The 25,695-nt window shown below is 51.3% G+C and carries 25 protein-coding genes; 9 read left to right on the plus strand and 16 right to left on the minus strand.

Going from position 1 to position 25,695, the window contains the following annotated elements:
• Positions 1-75: 75 nt before the first annotated feature.
• Positions 76-636 carry a polymer-forming cytoskeletal protein gene (locus NSU01_RS21775; RefSeq protein WP_042138408.1) on the minus strand — a complete coding sequence of 187 codons (561 nt, stop codon included), beginning with the start codon at positions 634-636 and terminating at the stop codon, positions 76-78.
• A gap of 148 nt (positions 637-784) precedes the next feature.
• A complete protein-coding gene (locus NSU01_RS21780; protein WP_042138409.1) occupies positions 785-1,375 on the minus strand; it encodes a GNAT family protein in 591 nt (196 codons plus the stop codon).
• Between the two features lie 164 nt (positions 1,376-1,539).
• Here NSU01_RS21780 and NSU01_RS21785 point away from each other — a divergent pair, with 164 nt between their 5' ends.
• The 3 genes from NSU01_RS21785 (at position 1,540) to NSU01_RS21795 (ending at position 4,161) form a co-directional block, all read left to right on the plus strand.
• The gene (locus NSU01_RS21785; protein WP_042138410.1) at positions 1,540-2,034 is read left to right on the plus strand and encodes a sigma-70 family RNA polymerase sigma factor; all 495 of its coding nucleotides are present in this window, start codon (positions 1,540-1,542) and stop codon (positions 2,032-2,034) included.
• Positions 2,035-3,027 (plus strand): anti sigma factor C-terminal domain-containing protein, encoded by a 993-nt coding sequence (locus NSU01_RS21790; protein ID WP_042138411.1) that lies wholly within the window; start codon positions 2,035-2,037, stop codon positions 3,025-3,027.
• 153 nt (positions 3,028-3,180) lie between these two features.
• On the plus strand, positions 3,181-4,161 hold the full coding sequence (locus tag NSU01_RS21795) for a serine hydrolase (RefSeq protein ID WP_305954191.1): 981 nt from the start codon (positions 3,181-3,183) through the stop codon (positions 4,159-4,161).
• Positions 4,162-5,068: 907 nt separating this feature from the next.
• On the opposite strand, the gene NSU01_RS21800 is transcribed toward NSU01_RS21795, so the two are convergent.
• Positions 5,069-5,827 (minus strand): CPBP family intramembrane glutamic endopeptidase, encoded by a 759-nt coding sequence (locus tag NSU01_RS21800; protein WP_076243272.1) that lies wholly within the window; start codon positions 5,825-5,827, stop codon positions 5,069-5,071.
• 161 nt (positions 5,828-5,988) lie between these two features.
• Positions 5,989-6,477: an AAA family ATPase gene (locus NSU01_RS21805; protein WP_076243273.1), complete on the minus strand. Its 489-nt coding sequence runs from the start codon at positions 6,475-6,477 to the stop codon at positions 5,989-5,991.
• A 183-nt stretch (positions 6,478-6,660) separates the two neighbouring features.
• On the opposite strand from NSU01_RS21805, the gene NSU01_RS21810 reads away from it, so the two are divergent.
• The gene (locus NSU01_RS21810; protein WP_042138419.1) at positions 6,661-7,029 is read left to right on the plus strand and encodes a hypothetical protein; all 369 of its coding nucleotides are present in this window, start codon (positions 6,661-6,663) and stop codon (positions 7,027-7,029) included.
• A gap of 84 nt (positions 7,030-7,113) precedes the next feature.
• Here the strand turns inward: NSU01_RS21810 and NSU01_RS21815 are convergent, their stop codons facing one another.
• The 4 genes from NSU01_RS21815 to NSU01_RS21830 form a co-directional block, all read right to left on the minus strand.
• Positions 7,114-7,287, minus strand: coding sequence for a hypothetical protein (locus NSU01_RS21815; RefSeq protein ID WP_171716245.1), 174 nt, complete (start codon positions 7,285-7,287; stop codon positions 7,114-7,116).
• 79 nt (positions 7,288-7,366) lie between these two features.
• Positions 7,367-9,361 (minus strand): chemotaxis protein CheA, encoded by a 1,995-nt coding sequence (locus NSU01_RS21820; RefSeq protein WP_256703797.1) that lies wholly within the window; start codon positions 9,359-9,361, stop codon positions 7,367-7,369.
• Positions 9,362-9,376: 15 nt separating this feature from the next.
• Entirely contained in the window at positions 9,377-9,802 is a 426-nt protein-coding gene (locus NSU01_RS21825) for a chemotaxis protein CheW (protein WP_042138421.1), read from the minus strand.
• Between the two features lie 23 nt (positions 9,803-9,825).
• On the minus strand, positions 9,826-11,415 hold the full coding sequence (locus tag NSU01_RS21830) for a methyl-accepting chemotaxis protein (protein WP_076243274.1): 1,590 nt from the start codon (positions 11,413-11,415) through the stop codon (positions 9,826-9,828).
• Between the two features lie 318 nt (positions 11,416-11,733).
• Here NSU01_RS21830 and NSU01_RS21835 point away from each other — a divergent pair, with 318 nt between their 5' ends.
• Together NSU01_RS21835 and NSU01_RS21840 are read left to right on the plus strand one after the other, a co-directional pair.
• On the plus strand, positions 11,734-13,071 hold the full coding sequence (locus tag NSU01_RS21835) for a glycoside-pentoside-hexuronide (GPH):cation symporter (protein ID WP_076243275.1): 1,338 nt from the start codon (positions 11,734-11,736) through the stop codon (positions 13,069-13,071).
• A gap of 43 nt (positions 13,072-13,114) precedes the next feature.
• Positions 13,115-13,870 (plus strand): PIG-L deacetylase family protein, encoded by a 756-nt coding sequence (locus NSU01_RS21840; protein WP_042138426.1) that lies wholly within the window; start codon positions 13,115-13,117, stop codon positions 13,868-13,870.
• 100 nt (positions 13,871-13,970) lie between these two features.
• On the opposite strand, the gene NSU01_RS21845 is transcribed toward NSU01_RS21840, so the two are convergent.
• The 3 genes from NSU01_RS21845 to NSU01_RS21855 are packed head-to-tail and all read right to left on the minus strand — an operon-like array spanning position 13,971 to position 17,079.
• A complete protein-coding gene (locus NSU01_RS21845; protein WP_076243276.1) occupies positions 13,971-14,783 on the minus strand; it encodes an alpha/beta hydrolase-fold protein in 813 nt (270 codons plus the stop codon).
• Positions 14,767-15,831: an ABC transporter substrate-binding protein gene (locus NSU01_RS21850; RefSeq protein ID WP_076243277.1), complete on the minus strand. Its 1,065-nt coding sequence runs from the start codon at positions 15,829-15,831 to the stop codon at positions 14,767-14,769. Before NSU01_RS21850 ends, NSU01_RS21845 begins: the two co-directional genes overlap by 17 nt.
• 42 nt (positions 15,832-15,873) lie before the next feature.
• Positions 15,874-17,079, minus strand: a complete 1,206-nt coding sequence (locus tag NSU01_RS21855) for an ABC transporter substrate-binding protein (protein ID WP_076243278.1) — start codon at positions 17,077-17,079, stop codon at positions 15,874-15,876.
• A gap of 317 nt (positions 17,080-17,396) precedes the next feature.
• Here NSU01_RS21855 and NSU01_RS21860 point away from each other — a divergent pair, with 317 nt between their 5' ends.
• On the plus strand, positions 17,397-17,957 hold the full coding sequence (locus NSU01_RS21860; protein ID WP_076243279.1) for a glutathione peroxidase: 561 nt from the start codon (positions 17,397-17,399) through the stop codon (positions 17,955-17,957).
• A 151-nt stretch (positions 17,958-18,108) separates the two neighbouring features.
• On the opposite strand, the gene NSU01_RS21865 is transcribed toward NSU01_RS21860, so the two are convergent.
• Both NSU01_RS21865 and NSU01_RS21870 read right to left on the minus strand, forming a co-directional pair.
• On the minus strand, positions 18,109-18,954 hold the full coding sequence (locus tag NSU01_RS21865) for a GNAT family N-acetyltransferase (RefSeq protein ID WP_083705434.1): 846 nt from the start codon (positions 18,952-18,954) through the stop codon (positions 18,109-18,111).
• Positions 18,955-18,968: 14 nt separating this feature from the next.
• Entirely contained in the window at positions 18,969-19,895 is a 927-nt protein-coding gene (locus tag NSU01_RS21870) for an MBL fold metallo-hydrolase (protein WP_076243281.1), read from the minus strand.
• Between the two features lie 182 nt (positions 19,896-20,077).
• On the opposite strand from NSU01_RS21870, the gene NSU01_RS21875 reads away from it, so the two are divergent.
• Positions 20,078-21,115, plus strand: coding sequence for an asparaginase (locus NSU01_RS21875; protein ID WP_076243282.1), 1,038 nt, complete (start codon positions 20,078-20,080; stop codon positions 21,113-21,115).
• Positions 21,116-21,419: 304 nt separating this feature from the next.
• On the opposite strand, the gene NSU01_RS21880 is transcribed toward NSU01_RS21875, so the two are convergent.
• The gene (locus NSU01_RS21880) at positions 21,420-22,826 is read right to left on the minus strand and encodes a HAMP domain-containing sensor histidine kinase (RefSeq protein ID WP_256703798.1); all 1,407 of its coding nucleotides are present in this window, start codon (positions 22,824-22,826) and stop codon (positions 21,420-21,422) included.
• Positions 22,823-23,527, minus strand: coding sequence for a response regulator transcription factor (locus NSU01_RS21885; RefSeq protein ID WP_076243283.1), 705 nt, complete (start codon positions 23,525-23,527; stop codon positions 22,823-22,825). The genes NSU01_RS21880 and NSU01_RS21885 overlap by 4 nt, the downstream gene beginning before the upstream one ends.
• Positions 23,528-23,684: 157 nt before the next feature.
• On the opposite strand from NSU01_RS21885, the gene NSU01_RS21890 reads away from it, so the two are divergent.
• Positions 23,685-24,389, plus strand: coding sequence for a hypothetical protein (locus NSU01_RS21890; RefSeq protein WP_076243284.1), 705 nt, complete (start codon positions 23,685-23,687; stop codon positions 24,387-24,389).
• A 92-nt stretch (positions 24,390-24,481) separates the two neighbouring features.
• Here the strand turns inward: NSU01_RS21890 and NSU01_RS21895 are convergent, their stop codons facing one another.
• On the minus strand, positions 24,482-25,594 hold the full coding sequence (locus tag NSU01_RS21895; RefSeq protein ID WP_076243285.1) for an NADH:flavin oxidoreductase: 1,113 nt from the start codon (positions 25,592-25,594) through the stop codon (positions 24,482-24,484).
• Positions 25,595-25,695: the final 101 nt, after the last annotated feature.

A 25,695-nucleotide genomic window follows, 5' to 3' on the forward strand; every position in this document is an offset into this window, starting at 1 on the left:
AGCAAGCCCCAAAGGGCCTGTCTACAGGCTGTTTGCAATCCATTCTAATATTGTAACTGCTATATTAGGTTTGAATTATTTAACTTCATTTGCTCCGGTTACTTTGCCTTCGATCACAGCAGTAGCCTTCACATCTTCACTTGCATAGTAGAGGTTACCGTCGATAGTAGCATCTTTGTACAGGTTGAATCCGTTAGCTTCTACATATACGTCACCTTTGATTGTACCGCCTTGAACGCGGAAGTTCTCGCTCTGTACAGTTACTTTAGGTGCTGTCAGTGTGTAGGTAGCTGTAACCTTGTGATCTGCATCTTGTGCATACAGGGCAAGCTTACGGTAGATCGCTGCAGATGCATCGCCTTTGTCATGGAATTCACCGGCTACAACAACATCTTTGTCAACGGTCAGATCGTTCAGGATTGCTACAATCCAGTTGCCGCTTTCGCTTACAGCAGCAGTGAAGGCATCTGCCTGGTTAACAATCGAAGCTGTGCTTTTTGCATCAGTCTGCTCTGTGGCTGGAGCTGTTGTTGCTGCTGCACCTGCATTATTAGCTGCGTTATTATTATTCGATCCACAACCCGACAACAATGCTGCTGATACCCCTGCTACTACTAGAACTTTGAATAATTTCATTTTTAATTCCCCCTGTTTCTTTTAATTAACTTTATTATATATTAAAATTTTTATGATAACAACGTGATAGTTTTCACAATATTGTGTCTTTTTTCACAAAGAAACATTTTAATTGTTTCATATCGTGCAAAATGCAGGTATTTCATGCTTATTTGTCTAATTTTGTTCGCGAACCCTCAGCGGCTCCAGCGGCTGATCCTTTCAATTCTAAAGCCTCCCACTCCTCTCTAAGCAGCCCCATTCGAATAGAATCGTAGAACTGCCCATCGTAGTAACGGCATTTCCGGAGTCTTGCTTCCATCGTCATGCCTAATTTCACCCCGGTCCTGATCATCCGCTCATTCCCGGACCATGTGGTATAGCCTACACGGACCAGCGGATACGCATTGAACAGATGACCGATCCACAGTCTGAGAGCTTTAGTCCCGTAACCGCTGCTCCAATAGGCAGGATCATAGATGATAATACCCATTTCCAGCCAAAGGGATGGCTCATGCTCCCAATAGTAACTGACGTCGCCAATAACCCCGCCCTCTACTTCTATTACCCAATTTTTTCCGCATCCAACAATCTCCGCTCTGTTCCCATAATACTCTTCCCACGGAATCCGCTTGTGTTCGTAGTAAGGTGCATCCCATTTCTTCCACTCCGGTGCTTCCTCTTTGTGTGAGAGCTCCCACAGTCTGAATAGATCCCCTTCAGCTATCGGCCGAATCTGCAATTCATTTTCCTGATACATAGATTTCCTCCGTTGCCGCTAATATTTTACATACTGATATTATATTAACTGAACTGCTGAAGCTGTTGCTGGTAGTGAACATTTATAATTAAGGAATACTGAATGTAACGGCTGCTGTAAACTTTTCACGGAACTTAGCGTTGTATAGGGGAAGGGGGCAGGACATGGCCAAAGAAACCATTCATCACTTTCTGCAGCAAGCCGGAACTTTGCTATACCGGTATTTGAGGAAACGCGGACTCGCCCGCGAGGATGCTGAAGATATCGTTCAGGACACCTGTTATAAATACTTAACCTATCAGGATGGTATCGGCCCGAAACAAGTCATGGGCTGGATGTTCCGTGTCGCCACCAATCAGTTCTATGATCTCAAGCGAAAAGACAAACGTCATCCGGCGGTCGATGTTGACGATATCCAGCTTCTTTCTTTAACCCATCTGCCGGAGATCCAGCTGCTGAGGCGGGAAACCGCACAGAATATCCGCGACACGCTGTCTATGCTCTCTGAGCAGCATCAGGAGCTGCTGATTCTCAAATATGAGCTGAACCTTACTTACAAGGAGCTCTCGTCCCTGTACGGTATGAATGAGAACACGCTCAAAACTCATGTTACACGCGCCAAAAACCAATTCATCAAACATTATGGGGAGGACTATTAAATGGAACAGAATCATGAACAGGACCCGTTTATTTTCGGAGGGAAAGGGGCTCAGCAGATAATCAAAAAAGCCAGACTCCGCTCCACCCTGAAGACCATTGGCATCATTGTTATCGTAACCCCGGTTATTCTCGCCGTTATCTGGTATGGCCTCTACCACTTGAGACTGAACCAGGGAGACAAGGTGCAGTCTGAGATTCTCTGGAAAAATGAGATCAGTGCACCCAATGTGCACATCAGCAACCAGTCGGTGAAATTAGACAGCTTTGGAGGCGAGACCTACAATCAGACTTACAAATGGCTGGGAAATAAACCTTATATCTGGCAGCCCATCGAGGAATCCTATAATCTGCTGGGCCACTCGACCGGCAGGTATGGCGCATTTGGAGCGATTTCTCTCCCGGAACAGCTGAGCGCAGCGTCCACACACCGTTACAACTCTGCCACCGGGGACCGGGAAATGATCTTTTATCATCCGGAGATTGATTATGATTCCTATGAGGACAGCATCAGCCAGCTGAAGCAGCTGGGAGACGATACACTTGTGGAGATGGCGTTGTCTTTTGACCAGGCCTATACGCTGGATAAGACGCAGAAGCTTCTGCCTGCCGGGATGCAGCCTGTCTGGTTATGGACGGATGCATATACTCCCTCTTATAAAAAATACCTGAAGGAAACGCGCCAGACCATCGCAGCTGATTCGATGATCATCTACGGATTTCATGGAGAGCAGTTTGCCCCCTACGGCGGTGTAAACTCCTTCATTAATAGTGTCGAACAGCTGCGGAAGCACGGCAAAAACTTCACCTGGGAAGCAGATCAGGTTCATCAGAGCCTGGCCGGGGATAATAATATTCTGGAACCGGATGATATCACAATTATTGGTGTAGTCGTAACCGGCACCGCTAAACAGCTGGAAGCTCTGCAGAAACAGGCTTATATCAAAGCCTCTACCTTCGGCGTGGTCTCTGATTCCATTACACTTCCTAATTAAGCTGTCATTCCAAGGAAGCTTCCCAGCCGGACGGTTGAATTGGACTTCTTCACTACAGCTTGAGATAATTAAGCCAATCCATCCAAAGATTACTGCAAATCCATAAAGCAAGGAAGCCAGCAGTATGGGCAGCATGATATAAGAGCTGCCCGGATGACATACCGAAAGGACACAACTATGAACCTGTCAGCACTTTCCGACTCCCTAAAGCCGCTGAATCTGCGGAGCTGTCTGATCCAGCAGCAGGGCAGTCTGATCTTTGAACATTATAGAGATCAGCGCACTTCTTCCGAGATTGCCAAGATCAACTCCTGCACCAAAAGCATACTCTCCGCGCTGGTCTGCATCGCGATGGACCAAGGCCAGCTTTCCGGTCCTTCGGCTCCTATCAGCGAATACTTCCCGCAGCTCAGCCGTGACGCTGATACACGCAAGCAGCAAATTACAATCGGACAGCTGTTAACCATGTCGGCCGGCTTTCGCTGGAACGAATTCGGCGGAGCGAATTCCTTCCCCAAGATGACCCGTTCCTCCCATTGGGTGAACTATGTACTGGAGCAGCCGCTCGCGGATGAACCGGGAACCCGGATGGAGTATAACTCAGGGATCTCGCAACTGCTGTCGTCTATTGTGGTGCAGGCTTCAGGAATGAGCACAGCAAGATTCGCCGAGCAATATCTCTTCGGACCTCTCGGAATTACGGAGTATGAGTGGGAGACAGATCCCCAAGGCATCCATACGGGCGGCTACGGGCTGAAGCTGAGGCCCGCCGACCTGCTGAAATTCGGACAGCTCTATCTGCAGCAGGGTGTATGGGAGAATTCGCAGATTATATCCGGCGAACGGGTCGCATGTTCGGCGCAGCCGGCTCTGCCGGCTGAACCTCCCCGCCATGGCGGATACGGCTGGCACTGGTGGACAGATTCAATAACGGGTGATACCAGAACCGGGGGGTCTGCTGCTGTGGATTATTATTATGCACGCGGGTACGCTGGGCAATTTGTGTATGTACTTCCGGAGCTTAAGACGGTGGTCGTGCTGACCCGGGACAACATGCGGGGCCGTAACAACCCTCCGCCTGATGCATTCGGCGAGTATATTGTACCGCAGCTTATGAATCCAAGCGGACTTTAGCAGCCTCCAAATAAGCTGCCTCTCCGGTGAAACCAAGCAGCTTCCCGCCTTCTTTCTGTACGCTGAAAAGATTCAAAAAACTCCATTTCAGCCGCACTGGCGAAATGGAGTACCTTATGTATATACGCATAAATCCCCGCTGCCTGATTACTTGAGGCACGGGGATTTATGTGTTTATTCCTGTATTCAATTCAATCATTTCCTCCTGCTAACAAAGCCATATCCCTGACATGGTGATTGTTCAAATTTCATGTTACCGTGTTGCCCGTTCGCTCCTCTTCGGAGTGTTGCTCCATGTCCTGCATATGGGGTGAATTCCCGCGTACACGATTTCACGAAAAACGTTTTCACGGACGTTTTCCCTGCTGTGAAGAATCGTTTTAGTACGCTTCGCTAACCTTTTTCAACGGAATCACGCTCTTTCTTCCGCAAGATTACTCTTGCTTGAATGAATAGCTTTGGTTCAACTTCAAAGATTTGCTCTTGGGTTCCCGCATACCCACGATCTGCCAGAAGATGTTATCATCCACCTTCCTCATCAGCAGCCGATTCCGGCACGCTTCGCTAACGCTAGTACATCGGGATTCTCTCCTTTCCTTCATTCATTGCTAAATTTAGGAATGAGGCAATCACCTGTAGTTACCACCTGTGGACTGTTGCTGTGGCTCCTTTGGTGATGTCTATATTATATCCCAGAAACAATAAAATTTAAAACTTCAAAAACCTGCATATCCCGGCATAATCCCTGAAATTCCCTGCTATTTATAAGCAGAATGCCCATGCCTAACGATTACTCTTTTTAGGGATAATTTGCTCCGGCTTGCTGGTTTCATGTTATGTATGCGTTATCATTAATCGGATTTCCGGCCGGCATTCGGGATAACTTCCTGAATGCCGGCCGGTTAATTTACATTGACAGGCTATGATTTTTATTCCGCCGGGTTAATTCAATAACTAAATAAATGCCATACAGCAGATACATGATATTCAGAATACCCACTATCAAAACCTCATGCTCCAAGTTCTCATTGCTGACCAAAGCCAGAGCATCATAAATGAAATGAAAGGCGATCAGCGGGATGATATTGTTGCCTGCCTCAATCAGCAGGGCGAGTACGCAGCCCAGCAGCAGTGCATTGGCAACCTGGAGAAGTGTGCTTATGATATCATTTCCGCCAAACGCGTTGGCCATATGTAGAGCACCAAAGATTACGGACGAGAATACAATATAAAATACAGGCCCCTTATGCTTCAGCTTATCTCTGATGATTCCTCTGAAAATGGATTCCTCAGTATACCCCACAATCATAGTCATGATCACGATACTGATCACTTCAGCCGCCGTCGTCTCCACATTGATTCCAGATATAACCGGCTGGGCTACCGCAAGAATCAACAGGGGGATGTAGAACAGCACAGGCCTGGCCTGCTTGGCCTCAAGCTTGCGGAAGCCGAAGCTTACCAGCGAGGAATCCTTTCTTTTCATATATACCGTAACGATAATAGCCATAACCAGGAAGGCGCAGGCCTGGGCATTCCTGACCCCCATATCCCCGAACTCCTGAATGCTAGCTACTGCGGATGCTACGGATACGAGCAGGGTCAGGACAACCCCAAGCATCAGCGAGAATATAACCGGATGTCCTTTTGCAGCGGTGTTCTTCATTTGTTAGCTCCTTTATGTAGTTGGTTTCATCATTGCCATTCAAGGACAATAATGGATTTATTGTAAACGATCGCTTGGAAATATACTACAGTTTTCACTGCGGTTACTACCCCTTCCATTCAGGAGCACAGAGACAGATTCATCCGCTGACTTGCCGTCCTCTACAACAGTCTGTCTTTAATCTGCAGAACAACTTCATCCAGTCCGATCTCACTTGTATCCACTGAATGTGAAGGCATTCCTGCATAAGTGCTTACCCGTTCCAGACTCCGATTGATCTGCTCCTCCGTTCTATGATCTTCCTGCATCCGCTGCCTGAGTGCTGATTCCGAACAGGTCAGTGTAATTACCTGATGTTCAAATTCCAGATCTGACAGCCTAGCGAGCAAACGGTCAATCATCTCTTTACGGTGAAGAACCCAACTGAAGATTACGTAATCGAACGACGTATTCGTTAAGAAGCTGTGCAGCAAGTAGTTAATGTTATTCTCAACCATAATGATATTCTCGTCATTCACAGTCCAAGGCTGCATCATCCAGCACCAGTCCCCATCCAACCATACGGAGCGGTCCAGCGACTTGAATAGCTGTTTACATATTGAACTCTTGCCAACGCCCATTGTACCGTTTACGATGATGAGCTTTTTCATTACAATCTCTCCCTCCTTAAAATAACCGTATTGTCATATCCTACATTGTAATAGCTACTGCAATATATCACATCACTTTACCTAATATTCCAGTGGGAAATACGGCTGACGCATGCTATAATCTCTGAGTCCTATAGTGAGAATTGAACATAAGTATGGGGGTTGCAGGAGGTTTCGCTCAACATGAACAGTCCTATTAAAATTTTTAAAGTGACCGTACAGCTGGAGAAGGATGAATACGATGTCGAGGCCAGTCATTGGAGACTGCTGACGGAAACGAACCGCTACTATGAGATCAAACCCGAAAGCGGCCCTGTGAAGCGGATTTACAAAGAGAAATTGAATACGGTAGTGGATGATACCAAATCCTATACAGATGGATATCTGGCTTGTTCGGCATTCTGTATCGAAGACCGTATTCATGATATGCATATCGAAATGCTACACAAGCTGCGGATGAAGGTCAATGCTTATATGGATGAGCTGCAGCTGAACCAGCAGGCCATCGAGCTGCAGATCAAGAGCCCCAAGGCTGTCCCGCACAAGAAGTAACCCTATTTATGCTGGCGGCACGCAAAAAACCGGAAGAATCGCAGTGTGCTGCGGATCTTCCGGTTTTTTGTGTATCTGATTCAATTACAGCAATCCGGCGTTCTTCACGGCATGTTCCCAGCTCGGAAAATAATGCAGCGCACTGCGCATTAACTCCGGATCCTGCTGCTTAACCTGCTTCTTGTTTACGGTACCTCCACCAGACTGAAGCTGCTTGATCCGACTGATTACTTCATCTGAAGCCAGTGTAATATCCAACTCTCCACCCCTTTCTGGTACGTCTTTCCATATTTTTCACAACTCCTGCGTGTTCTATACAAAACCTGCAGCAATGAAATTAATGGCTGACCAGATAGGAGGCATCCAGAATCAGTGCAACCCGCCCGTTCCCCAGAATTGTTGCCCCGGAGAGATGGTTCATCGTCCCCAAATACGCACCCAGCGACTTAATGACCACCTCCTGATTACCAATGATCTCATCAACGGCAAAGGCGGCGATCCGGTCCACAGACCGGACAATCACCAGCGGGATAGTCTTGGAGCTGCGCTCGGTCCGCGGGTAATGCAGCTTGTCTCTAAGCCAGGAGAGCGGCACAATCCGCCCGTGGTTAATAATCGCCTGTTCGCCTTGAACGATCTGAATGTCTTCGGGGGAGATCCGCACTATTTCCGCTACATTATACATAGGAAGGATCAGCACCCGGCCGGATACATTCACCAGCAGCCCCTTAATGATGGCGAGTGTAAGCGGCAGACGGATAATGAACACAGTCCCTTGGCCCGGTACCGTTTCAATATCAATGATACCGTTAAGCCGTCCAATCTGGCTGCGTACGATATCCATCCCCACCCCCCGGCCCGATACCTCACTTACTTCGGCAGCCGTTGAGAAGCCGGGCTCAAAGATCAGGTGGATGGCTTCTTGAGCGGTTAAGAACCCGGCCTGTTCTTCAGTGATGATGCCTTTGCTAAGTGCAGAAGCTTTGATTCTGGCAGCATCTATGCCCTGCCCGTCGTCCTCCAGACGGATAACCACCTGATTCTCCTCGTGGAACGAGGTAAGCGTAATCGTTCCCTTGGGAGATTTCCCCCGCTCTGCCCGGACTTCCGGGCTTTCAATCCCGTGATCGGTGCTGTTGCGGATCAAATGGATCAACGGATCACTCAGCTCTTCGATAATCATCCGGTCGAGCTCGGTCTCGCCGCCCTGGATCACGAGTTCAATCTCCTTCCCCAGCTTGTGGGCGAGATCCCGGACCAGGCGCGGAAAACGGTTGAACAATTGATCCATCGGCAGCATCCGGGTCTTCATTACACCTTCCTGGAGCTCTTTAATTATAGCCCCCATATGATCCGACACTCCGCCTATACCCGGCAATACCTTAGCCGGATCATTCCGCTGGCCGGCTGCGCTCAGATCGGCCAGGGAGGTCTGCTCGATCAGCAGCTCGCCTACCAGATTCATCAGATGATCCAGACGCTCCACGCTGACCCGGACTGTCGGCTGGGCGCTGTTCCCCCGTTGTTCCTTGTTCGGAGATGACGGAGGCCCCGCCAGTAACGGTTCAACCGCCGCTGCTGCGCCAATAACGCTAGAAGGACCAGGCACAAATGGAGTGATGACAATACCCTGGACATCTGAATCACCTGCCAGCTGTTCTGATATCTGCTGAATTTCTTTGCCGGCAGCGGCCACTACAGCAAACCGGATATAACGCGAGTCTTCGTCTGCTCCGGCGGCCTCAGCTGTCGGCAGCGCGACAGCAATGACCTTTCCGCATACATCTTCCATACGCTGCAGCAGCATATAATACCGTGCCGCCTTCATCAGGCACTCCTCTTTGAGCGTTACCGCGAGGGACAGCAGCGAGTACCCGGCAGCCACGGCTTCTTCGGCCAGGAGCATCTCCGCCGGACTTAAGACGGGCAACCGGACCGGCTGTGGTTCAGCCGGCTGATTAATCAATGCCTTGATCTCTGCAACGACGGCGCTGCAGTCGGCGTAATCCCCGCCGCTGATATATTGCGTGCGCAGCAGCTTCATGGCGTCAAGCGCCCGGAAGAGCGTATCAATCAGCTTTGCGGTAATCTCCGGTTTCTTCTCCCGGACCCATTCAAGGGCATATTCAACCTCATGCGTCAGATCGCTCATTTCACGGAAGCCCATGGTTGAGGCTGAGCCCTTGATCGTATGGGCTGCGCGGAATATCGTCTGGACCAGCTCAGGTGCCGGAGCATGCTCCAGCGTGAGCAGGGATTGGTCGATCCGCTCCAATTGCTCATTCAGCTCTTCTATGAAAATATCACGGTAGGCAGACAGTTCCATCATCATTACTTGTTCCCCTTCCTAACCGCCCAATATTTCCTCGAGCTTCAGAATGCCAATCAGCTGGTCATCCCGTTGGCCAATCCCGTGGAAGACCGCTTCGCGGCTGCGGTTATGTCCGCCCGCCGGAGGGTGGATCTCGGCATACGTAGTCACTTTATTGACCTTATCCACAATGAGGCCCACGAATTCCTCCCGGTAGTTGACCACAATAATTCTTGTATTCCGGGTGTACGGCTCATCCGCCATCCCCAGCAAATTGCGCAGGCTCATCACGCAGACCACTTTACCGCGCAGATTGACCACACCCTTCACTTCATTCCGGGTGAACGGGATGTCTGTAATGCTGAGCATTTTGATAATTTCATGAATTTCTTCGATACGGATCGCACAGGTTTCGGCTCCTACAGCAAGCTCGATATACTGTTCCTTCTGTAAGGATGACATGGCTTCACCTTCAGTCTGTAGAATTAATGAGTCTTGAACGCGGCTGCGGACTGGGCTAAATCCTCGGATAGCAGGGCCAGGGCCTGGCAGGTAGCTGCCGTTTCCTCTGAAGCCGCTGCAGATTCCTCGCTGGAGGCGGCGATGGACTGGACCGAGCTCATCACTTCGGCTGCCTGGGCGGATTCCTCTTCACAGGCGGCAGCAATTTCATTCACTTTGAGTGAAGACGTATTAACCATACTGATAATCTGTTCAAAGGCCTGGCTGGTCATCGAAGACTGCTCAACGCTTTCCGCTACTGCCCGGACGCTTTGCTTCGTATTCTCCTGCATGGCCTTGATGATCTTCGTGATTTCCTTCGTGGCATCACTGCTGCGCTCGGCAAGCTTGCGGACCTCATCCGCCACCACTGCGAAGCCGCGGCCCTGCTCTCCGGCGCGAGCAGCTTCAATCGCCGCATTCAAGGCCAGCAGATTGGTCTGCTCGGCAATATCATCAATTACTTCGATGATATCTCCGATTTTGCCGGAATCCTCTTCGAGCTGTTTCATCTGGTGATTGACAGTCTGCATTCCCTGCAGCGAGGTCTCAACCACATATCCGCCTTCCCGGGCCGTGCGCACCGTCTCATTCGACAGCTCCGCCGCTTCCTCTGCACTGGAGGCTACGGAATCAATAGCCAGCGACAGCTCCTTGAACAGTTCGGTAATGTTCGTTGCCGCCGCAGACTGGTTCGTGCTGGTCCCGGCGATTTCCTGGGTACTTGCCGAGATTTGCTCGGAAGACGCAGCCACACTCTGTGAATTCATAACAATCCCGTTGATCAGATCCTTCAGGTTATGAACCATCCGGTTCAGGGCAGCAGCCAGCTGGCCTACTTCATCCTTGGTGGAAATATCGGATTGCTGGGTCAGATCACCGTTCGCCACCTCTGAGGCCAGCCGCAGCATCTGCATAAGCGGTTTGGAGATGGATCTGGCGATCAGGTAACCAATAAGAATGCTGATGATAACAGCAGCCGAGACAACTGAGATGGTGAGCACCAGCGAGGAGGAATATGCTGATTGGGAGTGGCGGTTCGCTTCCTCGGCCAGCTCCACGTTAAATTCGATCAGACCATCCAGGTTCGCAAGCACTTTCTCTCCCTGCGCAGTCAATTGGGTGGTCAGGAATGTATTAAATTGAGCCGGATCATCCAGTTCAGCCAGAACAAGCGCTTCCTCAAACAGCTTCAGATAAAGCTCATACTCTTTGTCAAAATCGTTCAGCAGCTCTTTCTCCGTGCCGGTCGTGGCCAGCGGACGGTAATTGTCCACCTTCTGGATCAGATCCTGCCGGGTGGATGCAATCTTGTCCTGATAACCGGCAATTTGGGTTGCATCGGTGGTGTTGCTCATATCGCGCATATATACCCGGATGACCTGATAATTGATTTTGGCAGCAGACAGATCTCTGACCGAAATCAGATTGTTGTTATACATGCCTTTCATATTCTGATTACTGCTGCTCAGCGAGAAAATGGAATACACCCCGAGTCCCGCCAAAATTAAAGAGACCACCATAAAAGCTGAGATAATTTTTGTTGCTGTCTTCATGTTTCCGAACCATTTCATGTGATTTCCCCCTGTGGTTAACTTCTTAGTGTCCATCCTGCCGTAATCCTGTTGTATTCTCCCATAACACTCTCCCATCAGCCGGACACATCAGCTATATTTCGACATTTTTCGTTAAATAGTTAATATAATTATTTTGCATTAATAAATTTTTAATTTATTTTCTGTAATGCGCTTCCACATTGTCTATATGTAACGGTTATCCAGCCGGCTGCGTTAGCCATATTCAGCTTGACAGAACATCAAAAAAAGTTATAAATAAACATAATTAGCAAATGGTACAACCCTACATATACACAACGAAAAGAGGACTGCCCATTGACAACAAAAGTACCTTTGGCTGAGAAAATGGTGTTCTCCGGCGGCTTGCTGGGCCAGAATATGCTGTACAGCTTCATGTCGATGTATATTCTGTTCTTCTACACGGATCTGCTGGGCATTCCGGCGACTACCGCCAGTGTCATACTGGTAGCAGCGAGCATCTTCGATGCTTGCCTTGATCCGCTGATGGGTATGATTACCGACAAAACACGCTCCAGGTGGGGCAAATTCAGGCCTTATCTGCTGTTTGCCCCCTTCCTGATTGCACTGGCAACCATCGTCTGCTTCTGGGACTTCGGCGGCTCCTCTAGGACGACGCTGGTGATCGCCACCGTATCGTATCTGCTCTGGGGTATGCTGTATACGGTCTGTGATACGCCGCTTTGGGCCTTGTCGTCCGTTATCTCTACAGATCCGGGTGAACGGACATTGTTCGTCACTTTAGGCAAAATCGGCGGGACCCTCGGTGCGGTCGTGATCACAGTCGGCGGCATCCAGCTGCTGCTGGCCTTCGGCGGTGAACGGAGCACGCAAGCTTATCTGTATTCTGCAATTATTATAGGAATCATTGCTGCGTTATCTATTTTGCTGACCGGAATTCTTACCAGGGAAAGAGTCGCCCCTTCACCCGTGAAGATCTCCTTCCGGCAAAATCTGCAAACGGTGTATAAAAACAAACCGCTGCTCACCCTGCTTGCCTCGCTGCTGATTATCAACCTGGTCAACGGCATCCGGCAGAGCATCCAGCTGTATTATGTGGTCTATGTCTGGGGAGATGCCGGTTATGCAACCCAGGTCGGGATTAGCCTTGTTGTAGGCATGCTGCTGGGCATGACGGCTACGCCGCCGCTTTTGCGCCGCTTCTCCAAGAAGAAGGTATTCATCCTATCCTGCATTCTGGGGAGCTTGTCCTGCATCCTGCCTTACCTTCTCGGTGACCACAATGTTATGACCACACTGGTGTTCTTCGCGGTCAGCTTCTTCTTCTCGGGCATGACAACCATTGTGAGCACGTCCATGCTGCTGGATACCATTGATTATTCGGAGTGGAAGCTGGGCTTCCGGGGCGAGGGGATTGTGTTCTCCACGAACACCTTTGTCACTAAATTCAGCGGGGCATTGTCACGGCTCATTATCGGTGCAAGTCTGGGCCTGCTCAGCTATGTTGAGAATCAGCCGTCGACTCCAACGCTCCAGCATGGGCTCAGCTTCGTGATGTTTCTCCTGCCCGCCCTCTGTTTCCTGGCCGCAATCCTGCCGATTCTGTTCTACAATATAAGTGACAAGCAGCGGCTGCAGACGCTGAGTGATTTGGAGAATACCCGGTCCGTATAGAAAGGAACTCAAGCATTTATTGATATAAGGAGTGATCATGAACATGGATATATCCACAATGGCAGCACTGATGTCCCCTCCCGATCTGACAGGCTGCCGCAGAATATTATGTGTACAGCCGCATCCGGATGATAATGAGGTGGGCATCGGCGGGACAATCGCCTCTTTGGCGGAGCAGGGCTGCGAGATTCATTATTTGACTGTGACGAACGGGGATCTTGGTGCGTTGGACGAGCATTTGTCTTCTGCCGAGATTGCAGCCGTCCGCGCACGTGAGCTGGAGGCCGCAGGGCGGTCGCTGGGTGCTACGGTGTTCCATCAGCTGGCCCACGGCGACGGCACCCTGGAGCATATTCCGGCGCTGGCAGAAGAGATTGCCGGGATCATCCGCACCGTGCAGCCGGATGTTATCCTCTGTCCTGATCCGTGGCTGAGCTATGAGGCACATTATGATCATATCGTTACCGGCAGAGCCGCAGCCCAGGCCTTCCTGTCGTCCGGACTTCCGCTGTATCCCCGAGGGACAAGCACCCGCCCCTGGCAGCCGAAGGCGATTGGTTTCTATTTCACCTCGGAGCCTAATACGGTGATCGACATTACAGACCACTTCGAGCGGAAGTTCGCAGCCCTAGCCCTGCACAGCAGCCAATTCAGTGAGGAGACTCTGGCGATGTACCGGATCTATTTCCGTGAAAAAGGCCGCCAGCTCGCTGAAGGCAAAGACTTCGAGCTTGGTGAAGGCCTGAAGTTGCTGTCCCCGCTGCATCTGCACTGCTTCGTGGATGCCCGGCTGATCTAAAGTGTATTAACATATAGAAGAGCAGCACTTCTCACCTAAACGGGAGATTTGCTGCTCTTCTTTACGTGGAATCTATGAACTTTAGGCTTGTTCCAGGATCTTATTCCTTCTCCAAGGCGAATCTCAGCAGACGGCTCAGCGCCGCAGGCAGTACGCTAACATGGCTCTCACCGGCGAATTCATTAAGACTCGTCTGCAGGCCATGTTCTGCCAGAGATGCCAGCCGTCCTGGAAGCTTCCCGGCATCCTCGACCATATGCTCCAGCTCGTCGGCACCGATCGTAATCAGCAGCTTACGCTGCAGAGCCTTAGAAGGATATGCTTCCAAGAACTGCTCCAGTTCAGCCAGCAGGGCATAATCATTCCACCAGACTGAAGGACTGCCAGCCGTATAACGGGTTACCAGCTCGGGACGCGTGAACAGTGCGTGCAGTACAAGTAAACCGCCGAGGGAGTGGCCGAACAGCGCCTGACGCTTTGTGTCTACCCGGAACAGGCTGGCGATCATCGGCATAATCTCCAGCTGCAGCAGATCGAGGAATTCGTCTGCCCCGCCGCTCTCCGGCCACTGGCTGCCATCCGGCCGCTTGGGCAGCTGCTGCTCCTCAGCCGGCATGGTGAAATCATAGCAGCGGCGCTTCATATCGAAGGGCTCACCGGAAGGATAGCCGATCCCCACCACTACCACCGGATCATAACCATGCGGTTTGCGGGACTGCAGACGTGCAGATTCGGCCAGGGTATGGAATACGGCATGGCCATCCAGTGCGTAAATGACCGGATACCCCTCCGGCGGGGCTTCTCCGGTTGGATGCGAGATCAGAATCCGGTACTCCTGGCGTTTTGCCCCGGCATAAATGACATGTTCCTCGCAGCCAAGATGCGGGTAGCTCCGTTCATTCGTTATAGTCATGGCCGAGGATCTCCAGAACATCGTCAATGACATTGCTGTAGGCAACGATACCGCCGCCCAGCCAGTAACGGTCGTCCACATCATAGACCTTGCCGGCCTGGACGGCAGGGATGCTTTTCCAGAGTGCACTCTCTGTGAGCTCCTTATAAAAGGTTTCTCCGGTATTAGCTGTATCGTTAGCCAGGAAGATGTAATCGGCATCGATCTGCGGCAAAACCTCAAGCGACAGCTCTACACTGTTCTCTGTAGCGACAAGATCGCTCTTGGTAATTCCCAGCTCTTCCGCCAGTACAAACCCGCCGTAAACACCGCCCATCAGGAACATCCCCCGCGAATTGAACCGGATAATCAACGCCTTTTTGTCTTGGATATGCGGAGCCAGGGTTGTCTTGGCCTCCTCTACCTTTTTGCGGTAATCTGCAAGGCCTTTAGCCGCTTCCTCCTGCTTGCCGAGGAGATCACCCAGTATCGTTACGGAGCTGTCCAGGTCACCTGCCGCCTGCTGGAAGACATAGGTCGGGGCAATTTTGGAGTATTGCTCATAGACACCATTCTCCGCATAGTAGGAGTTATGCAGCACAATGAGATCAGGCTGCATCGCCATGACAACCTCCGGCGAAGGCAAGCCGCTGGTGAAATCAACAAGCGGAACCCCGGCAAGCTGATCCTGAAGATACTGCTGTCCCTGGCCTTTATTGGACCACTGTCCCACCGGCTTTACGCCGAGCACTACCAGAGAGTCTTCCATATATGGAGCAAATACTTTCGTTGGAGCAGTGTTTAATGTAACCTCATGTCCCAGTTCGTCCTGAACCACTAGCGGATAGCCGGTTGCCTCTGCAGCTTCAGCCACTGCCGGCTCCACTTCAGGAGACGTTGACGGTGTCGCTTCTGCGGTGTTTGTCTGAGCGGCTTCATTCCCGGCCCCGCTGTCAGCCGCCGAATTGTTGCCGCAGCCCGCCAGCAGCATAATCACGAAGATTAGCGCTAACAGGGCCGGGATTCCTGACTTCTTTCTCTTGGCTGAATTGACCTTATGATCTTGCATGTTTTATCTCCCCCTAGTGATAATCATTCTCATTACTAGGGATTATAGAGGATAAACAGAAGGGTAACCATGGACAATTTCCTGTTCCGGGCTTGGACTATTTCCTGTAAACATCAGAACGGCCTCCTCCAGCATCCGGTCCAGTGCTACCGCCGAGTACTCGAACCAGGGATCAGAGGGGAGCAGGTCCAGTTTGCCTGACTGTACTGCCGGCAGATTACGCCAGCTCTCACTGTGCTGCAGGGACAACCAATGCCGCCTCGTGGCAAAATCAGGACAGATGATCAGCATTAGCCGCTGCGGATTCAGCAATCTGACTTGCGCAAGCGAAATCGGCTCATTATACAGCGTACCGGAGCCGGTATATGCCGGCTTCAAGGCAAGTTCGCCATAGATCACATCACGGATTCCCCTGTTGCAGTAAGCATGCAATTGATCTTCGTATAGGCGGAGCACCATACAGCTCTCTTCACCCGCGGCGGCGGCCACCTGCTCTCTGGCATGGCGGGCTTTGTGTTCAAACCGCTGCAGCCACTGGCTGCACTGCTGTTCCCTGCCCAGAAAAGCAGCGATCTCCCGGAGCTGGACATCCCAGCGGTCCTGTTCGCGGGGGATGAAGAGGTTATGGCTATTGCGCTGCAGATGCTCCTCCCATGCCGAATCCCAGGCATCGTGGCCGATAATTGCCTCCGTCCGGGCATTGATCAGCTTAGCCCGCTCAAGCTCCTGGTCCATCAGGTCTACCCTAAGATGTGTTTCAATCCGGTCGTAATACTTGTTAAAATAATAGGAAGTCCATTTGGAATCCAGCGGAGCGGCCACCGGGATAATATCCAGAGCCAGCAGTTGCCCGACCGCAGCTGCAGAGCAGGCGGCAACCCTCCGTTTATGTTGCTGGATGAACGACGAAGGAGGGACTCCGGTTTCCTTTTTGAATTTGCGGCTGAAATAGAATTCATCGCTGTAGCCGACTTTATGAGCGATCTCACGGAGCAGATATTCCGATTCCTGCAAGTATTGCTTGGCCCGGCTGATTCTCAGCTCTGTCAGATAGTCCATCGTGCTCTGTCCGAACGTTTTTTTGAACAATTCGCCAAAATACTTCGGCCGCAATCCTGTCATGCCTGCCAGTTGATCAATGGACAGCGGTTCATGATAATGCTCCGCTATATATTCCCGGACGGCTGCCAGGTTAAACCGCCCGCCTTCCGGATGAAGACTGCCCTCCAGCAGCTGTTCCCGCTCCATACGTATTCCTCCGTTCTTATATTTCTTATATAGTGTTATATTGTAATGCAGACCGCAGCAGATGCGGCTGGCTGCAGAATATCAGCTCTTCAGCGATAATGATAATCATTATCTGTATAAAACTCAATAAAAAAGAACGCCACCGGGTACTCTTCTCTGGATTGATGTCAAAAATCAATAAAGTTCTAGACTGAAAAATAAAGTATTAGATTCACATTGGTTTTTCCTATAGATTTAATTACATTTATATATTAGACCAATAAGATATTACATCATACTATGTATTTATATAATACTAACGAAGGGGGAATGTTCTGATGTCTATTTATGATATTCAAGTAAACACAATCAATGGTAATACCCTTGATATGTCAATATACCTTGGAAAAGTACTCCTTATTGTCAACACTGCAAGTATGTGTAGTTATTCACGCCAATTCGCTGGTCTTCAGAAGCTTTACGAAAGTCACAGTGAGCAGGGGTTTGAAATACTCGGTTTTCCTTGCAACCAATTCAATGAGAAAGAGCCAGGGGAAAACTCGGAATTACAGGAATATTGTGAGAGGAACTTTGGAGTGACGTTTCCGTTATTGGAGAAAGTGGATGTTAGGGGTCAGACCGCTCATCCATTATTTCAATTTTTGACGAAGCAAGCGCCATTTCAAGGCTTTGATACAAGAAATCCGAACGGTGAATGGATGCAGAAATTTCTGCAAGAAAATTATCCTGACATATACACTGGGGATGGGATCAAGTGGAATTTCACTAAGTTTTTGATCGATCGGAACGGACAAGTACATGATAGATACGAAACATCGACGGAACCATTTGAAATACAGTCAGCTATTGAAGCACTGCTTTTAAAGGAAATGGATTGATTCGGTCATGACACTAACGGGAAACGTTTATTTAACAACAGCAGCGGCAGTCTAAGACTTTATTTATCAAGTCTTAGACTGCCGCTGCTTCTTTTGATTGATCGGTTAAAAACTTAAACAATTGAATATGTTATTCTGCTAAATCTGTTATTCACTCGGCCAACCGGTAATAGGGGATGTACAGCGATGACTTGAAGCCCAGCTTCTGAGCCAGTCTGTAAGAACCCTCATTCTCCCGGCGGCAGCCCCACACCGGCTCCAGCCCGTGCTCCAGGCAGTAATCAATCAGTGCGGAACATACAGAGAAGGCAAAATGCTTCCCCCGGTGGCCTGCTGCCGATTCAATCCCAATCTCCAGCTGATCCGCTGTACGGTACGCCGAGAACGCACTCGAGGCGCTCTCCCCCTCCCAGAGCAAGGTGTATCCTATGCCCGTACTTAGGAAATGCTCTGCATCTCTCCAGAAATAGCGCGGAATCACAGCACCTGATTGCCCGTCAAACAGCCCGGCAGTCATCTGAACAATTACTGCATCCCGCCGGAACCATTGCTCCTTCGCACTGTGGTAGACTTCCGGGTCAAAGGTGAAATTCACTCTGGTATGGGTGTATATCTTCCGTGTATCAGCTGTTTCAGGACCGGGCTCGACCGCATTTAACAGTGCGTTATGCTCAGTAATTATGGACTCCACCAGCGGAGACCAGCCTCCTGCCGGATCACCCTGCAGCCATTCCGGGGACTGCCTGTCCCCTGACTTGTTGGTAATATAATCATATAAGCTCCGGTTAAACGCCTCATTGCCCGAATCGCCATAGACCAGTGACATCCCGTAATCATGGGCCACATAAAAGGTACGGGGGTTCTGCACATTATCCACATAAACAGTGCCGGTAGTCTGGCCCTTGAGCACTGCTTCGGCGAACAGGGTGTTGATCTTCACTTGGCTTAACAGCGGCAGAGCCAGGGCATAGTCACGGCTATCCAGCTTCAGCATCATTTTCTCCTCTTTTCTCAGGATTGATTATATGTATTGTTGTACAGCCAGCGGAAATTCCACTCAAAGATATGGGAACCCTCCCATGTATCAAACGGTGCCGGAATTCCCTTGGCGAGCCACAAATCCGCGCTATCCCCGCTCCGGGCAGCCGCTGCGGCATACGCCTGGATCTCTTGAAGATAACTTAACATTTCAGCGATGCTCTCACGTCCGGCAACCCCTCCATGACCGGGGATCAGCCGGGTGAAGTCAATCTCGCGGCCAATCCGTTCCACGATTAAAGCCCATGCTTCAGGGAAACCGTGCAGCATAGCCGGATGGGATTGGTTCAGCACCAGATCCCCGGCGATCAGCACCTTAACGTCAGCAATATATACCATGGCATCGCTGCAGGTATGGCCGCCGCCGTATGTAAACAGCTGTATGGACCGCTCTGACCCGTGGATATCAAGCGTATCCTTGAATGTCACAGCAGCTGTTACTCTGCGGATCGCAGGCGTTGCCTCCAGCAGGGCCTGCTTTTCCGATATTTCATATCCCAGCGCTGCCTGCAGGCAGGTGTCCACAGCAGTACTGTGAGCCTCCTGAAGCGCTTCAATCTGCTTCTGCAGCCCTTCCTGCCATTCCCCAAGCTCAGGCGGACCATTCGTTGTCAGCACTTCACGGGTAAGCTCCGTGGAAATGATGACACAGTCGGCAAACTCCATATTCCCGTAATGATGATCCCCGTGATAGTGGGTATTCACTATGTATTTGACCGGCTTCCCCGTCAGCTGCTCAGCCGTTTCCCGCAGAAGCTTCGCTGCCCCGGGCAGGCTGAAGGTATCCACCACGACTGTGGTATCCCCAAGATCTATAATGGACGCATTGCCTACCGCGCCCCGGCCCGGAATAACAATCGCTGCCCACACTCCCTGTGCTACTTCCTCTACCGTGAACATACATATCCTCCCATTTATATTTTTACTTATTATACCTTAATATGGCATGCACTTATTGACTAATTATTTGCAGGGAAAAACAGGAGTAAAAACAGATCATTGTCCCCTGAAATCGTATGTTATAATACATTCAATGTAATTCCATAGCCTTCATTCTGATTCGACCTGAAAGGAAACGATCTATGATTATTCCAGCACCTGAATTGAACTTCACAGCATCCCCATTTTATAATCCCAGCCTCAAAAATGTAGTTATTCTGGCTACCGGCGGCACCATTGCCGGCAGCGGCGAAGCGCATAAAACCTTGAACTACGAACCCGGTGCCCTGCCCGTGCAGGATCTGCTGGATAGTGTGCCCCACCTGGAACGGCTTGCCAATTGTGCCGGCGTGCAGGTCAGCAATCTCTGCAGTGCAGATATCACCAGCGAACACTGGCTTACACTGGCAGCGTACATCAACACGCTCGCTCTCCGGGAGGATGTGCACGGCTTCGTAATTACCCACGGCACCGACACCCTGGATGAGACCTCCTATTTCCTGAACCTGGTGATCAAGACTGACAAACCGGTGATCATTACCGGCTCCATGCGCCCCGCAACGGCAATCAGTGCCGACGGTCCGCTCAATCTGTATCAGTCCGTTGCACTGGCAGCCAATCCGGATGCATCCGGACAGGGCGTGATGGTTGTCTTCGCCGAAGGCATCTACAGCGGAAGGGATGTGCAGAAGGTGAACACCTTCAAGGCTAATGCCTTCGATGAGCGTGATTTCGGCTGCCTGGGCTACATGCGCGACAGTCATGCCTTTTTCTATACCCGGACGCTCAAAAGACATACGACTGCTTCACAATTCGATGTATCGGCCATGACCGGACTGCCGGAAGTATCCGTAGCCTACTTCCATGTCGACGCCGATCCCGGCATCCTGGATTATCTCGCCACGATCTCCAAGGGCATTGTGATTGCCGGAGCAGGCGGAGGCATCTACAGCAAGCCGTGGATAGATAAAGTCGGCGAGCTTAAGAATAATAACATCCCTGTGGTCCGCTGCTCGCGGATCTCAAGCGGAATTACGCTCAAGGACTCCTACATTGACCTGTCCGCCAACTCCATTCCCTGCAACAGTCTGGTGCCGCAAAAAGCACGGATTCTGCTCTCCCTGGCGCTGACTCAAACAACCGGCTACGACGAAATCGCTGCAATGTTCAACGAATATTAAACATTAGACATCACTCTAAGGGGGTGTCCCGTAAGCCTTATAATGGCTTCCGGGACACCCCCTTTTTTTGAATGAGATCAACGTGCACTTGAGTGGACGCTGCGTGAACGGACCGTTGTTACAATCGCTTTGCTCTCCAGCTTAGAAAATCAGTAGACTAAGGCGAGTATTAAAACAAGCTGCAAATGACCAAAAACGCAAAGCGGCGATCTTCCAATAACAAGAGATATGCTCTGACTCTACTTATAGAATCTATTTATAGACTCTACTTATAAGACGCCACTTTTTTGTCTGCAGGCAGCTATTACCCGGCTGCGGATGGAAATTCAAACGTGAGGACGGCACCGCCTTCCGGGCAGTTCCGGGCGGTAATCTTACCGCCGCAGCGCTCCACGATGGCGCGCGAGATGGCCAGACCCAGCCCGGAATCACCATTTTTCCCTTTGACGAACCTGTGAAACAGACTGGGCAGCAGCTCCTGCGGAATGCCGGGGCCGTCATCCGAAACTGTTAATGTGATCAACCCCTTGCTTACATAGCCATGGACATCAATCTTCCTGTCTGCATAACGCGCAGCATTGGATAATACGTTCAGCAGTGCCTGCAGCAGCTTATCACGGTCAGCCCTCAGCATCAGCCCGCGGTCTCCGGAGATTACAGTCTTGAGCGACAGCTTTCTTGCAGCCAGCTGCGGATTGATCCGTTCTACCGCCTCTGAGAGCAGCTCTTCCAGATCGCATTCTACCGCCCGGAATATATCCTCTTCGCTGTCCAGCTTGGCCAGTAGCGTCATTTCGCCCACCAGGTCCCGCAGGCGTCCACTCTCGCCCAGGATAATATCCAGCCCTCTACGGACATCCTCACCTTCAAATATCCCGTCCCTGATGCCCTCCGCATAACCGGATATCGACATCAGCGGTGATTTCAGCTCATGCGAGGCATTCTGGAAGAATTGCTTCTGTACCCGGTTGAACCTGTGCAATTCTCCGGCCATTTCGTATACGGTCCGGGCCACAGAACCGATCTCCCCACCCGCCCGGAGCAGATTCACGTCGGCAAACCGGCGGTTTTTCACTTTTTTGAGTTCCTCGCGCAGGCTGATCAGCGGATCAATCAGCTTCCTTGTGATAAACAGGCTGAACAGGAACATCACGGCTGCACTGGCGGCAAAGACAAGAATCAGACGTTTGAGCAGTGCCTGCTCAATCGCTTTGATTCTGCTGACAGGGGTCAGCAGGGTCAGCTTGCCTTGGGGAAGCGCATTTACCTGCACCAGATAACGCGGGTCGTTGCCGTCCCATAAGCTCTGCAGGCTGCCTGTCTCTACTGCAGCTATGCCGGTAACTGCCTGTGCCTGTCCGGGTATCGCCGGGAGGGTGCCCGACACCACCTTCCCCTGCTGATCCGTCACAATGGCCTGTACTCCGCTGGAAAGCGTAGCATATTGAACCGGAAACAACTTATTTTCTTCAATTGGGACTGCACTTATTGCTGCGGCGGGCAGCTGCTGCATGCTGGCGGTCAGTGTTGCGCCTAGCGTCCGCAATCCCTCCTGTTCCTTACCGATGAAATGATCCATCAGTACGAAATGTATCATCACTCCCGTGATGGACAGGACAAGCAGCAGAGACAATCCGAAGGCGAAGTTGATCTGATGCACCAGCTTCAGCTTCTTCATCTGCCCGTTTAGCTTCATCCGCATATTCATCATTCCTGCCCTTCTCTCATCCGGTAGCCGTGTCCCCAGACCGATTCCAGCGGCAAGCCGTCTATTTTTTTGCGGATGCGTTTGATCAGATGGTCCACTGCGCGGTCACTGCCGAAATAATCATCCCCCCAGACATAACCAAGCAGCTCTTCCCGCGTAAACGCCCGGTTTGGATGTCCGGCAAAAACCTTCAGCATCAGGAACTCCTTACTCGTCAGCTCCACCTCTGATCCGTGCCAGAAGGACCTCCTTTCTTCCGGAAGCAGCAGCAGTCCGCCCAGCTCTATGCCTGAAGGGGAAGGCAACGCAGCTGCGGGCTGAGGCTGCTGGAGCCGTTCCCACCTTTCCAGCTGCCGTTTGATCCGGGCCACCAGCTCACGGGGACTGAACGGCTTGACCAGATAATCGTCGCTGCCCAGCTCAAGACCCAGTATTTTATCGACTTCATTATCTTTGGCAGAGATCATAATGATCGGCACCTCTGCTTCATCACGGATGCGCCTGCATAGTTCATACCCGTCCATCCCCGGAAGCATGATATCGAGCACCCACATGCCGGGAGGATCGCTTGTCCACAGGGCCCAGGCTTCTTCGGCACTTCCCAGGCCAATCGTGCGGAAATTCTCCTTATGTAAATAAGCCTCGACCAGCTTGCGTATATTCTCATCATCGTCCACAACGGCAATGACCGTTTGATTGTTCATCGTAGCCCTCCACAGTTTTGTCTGCTCCATTATAACAAGCTGCCGGAGGCGGTAGGGCCCTGCCATTGTTTTTCCACAAAGCCACCAATTTCCTGCCACAGTAGAACGCTATATTGGGAGCTGTAAGACAAACCTCACCCATAAGGAGTGTTAGTTCATGAACCGTTTAATCTTGAGAAGAATGGCCCTCTCCACCCTGCTGCTGTCCTCCATCGCAACCCCGGTGTTCGCCGATGCAGACCGCACGCCGCCACAGGCCGGGAACGCCGCCGTTACCTTAAGTGCAGCCTCAGCCCCGTTGCAGGGAAGTATCCTGATTACTGCACGTATTCCAGACTTGCTGGACCTTGCAGAACGCTACGCGCCGGAAACCGTTCAGGACTGGACCGACACGCTCAGCAGATACAATAAGGCCATCCGCCTTAATGTACAGGTGCTTACCCTGGATGCAACAGGAGAAGTTACCGCTCCAGCCGTGCAACTGGCCACACCTGTAGCCTTGACAGCAGCAGTAACACCTTCCCTTGCCGTTTCAGCGCCGTCAGCCGATCTTCAGCTTGTCGTAACAGACGGAACCCTCAGTGCCTTCGCTACAGGAACAACGGCTTCATCCACTGCAGATTTCGCCGTGTTTGCAGCACCTGACAGCCTCTCGTCCGCCGAACTCACAGGCTCTGGCTCCATAACAGCTGCTGCAGCCCCGGCTCTGCTCCAGATGACAGAAGATAACGGATTCTTCAAGGCACAGGCTGCACTGGCTGAAGCCGTAGAATCCAAAGATGCCGGTGCGGTCAAGCACGCACTGGGCGGGCTGCTGGAACAGTACAAGGACCTTACCAAAAAGCTTGAAGAAGCGAAGTAAGCACGGAATAACGCCTCTATAGCAGCAGTAGATACAAAAAGCAGGCCAAGGGCGGGTACCTTTGGCCTGCTTTTCGTTTAGACAATCTATCGTCAGGAGAGCGCGGCCACCGATTCAGGGGTAAATGCCTGAAGCTCACTCAGCCGTCCCTCACGGATTTTGACCGCCCAGGCTGGATCTCCGAGCAGCGCCCGTCCCACAGCCACCAGATCAAACTCATTGTTGTTCAGCCGCTCCACTAGTCCCTCCAGTCCCGGATGAGCCTGTCCTTCCCCTTCGGCGGGATCACTGTCCATGCCAACCGCCCCGACCGTAATGGTCGTCTTACCTGTCAGCTTCTTCACCCAGCCGGCAAAGCTTAGATCCGAGCCGGCAAATTCGGGCTCCCAGAAACGGCGTACTGAACAGTGGAAGATATCTACCCCGGCGTCCACCAGAACGCCCAGCAGGTCCTTCAGCTGTTCCGGTGTGTCCGCCAGTCTGGCAGCGTAATCGCCCATTTTCCATTGGGACAGACGCATGGCTACCGGATAATCCGGACCTACCGCAGCACGTACAGCTTCGACTATCTGAGCAGCAAACCGGGCGCGCTTCACCAGATCGCCGCCGTAACGGTCTGTCCGCTGATTGGTCTTCGCCCACAAGAACTGATCGATCAGAAAGCCATGGGCTCCGTGAAGCTCTATACCATCGAACCCGGCTTCTTTGGCATGAAGCGCTGCAGCCGCGTAAGCCTGAATTACATCCGCTATTTCGTCCTCTGACATCGGCTCGCCTGCCTTGTTCCCCTCCAGATCCAGTCCGGACGGACCGATGGACAGGGCTTCCGGATTAGGCTGGGAACCATTCGGCCGGATCATGCCCATATGCACGATTTGCGGGAAAATTTTGCCCCCTGCTTCATGCACCTGTCTGACCACTTCCGCCCAGCCGTTCAATGCTGCTTCCCCATAAAGCCTAGGCAATCTGGACTCACTGGTTGCTGAAGGATGGTCAATTAGGGCTCCTTCGGTTATCACAAGACCGACACCGTTCTCGGCACGGCGGCGGTAATAAGCGGCTACGTCGGGTCCCGGCACACCCTCAGGCGAGAAGGCACGGGCCATCGGCGACATGACAATTCGTGTCGGCAAGGTCAGTTGATGGATCGTATAAGGCTGAAACAAGGCTTGGATGGAATGATTATTGTTCTGCGGATGACTCATGAACCGCACCTCCAATATTATTTTGGCACCCGCAGTTAAGGGGTACGAATGCAATATTAGCAATGCCACCTGCCCCATTCAACCAACAATCCGCACCATCT

This window comes from Paenibacillus sp. FSL H8-0259, from assembly GCF_037963255.1.
Lineage (GTDB): Bacteria > Bacillota > Bacilli > Paenibacillales > Paenibacillaceae > Paenibacillus_AQ > Paenibacillus_AQ phytohabitans.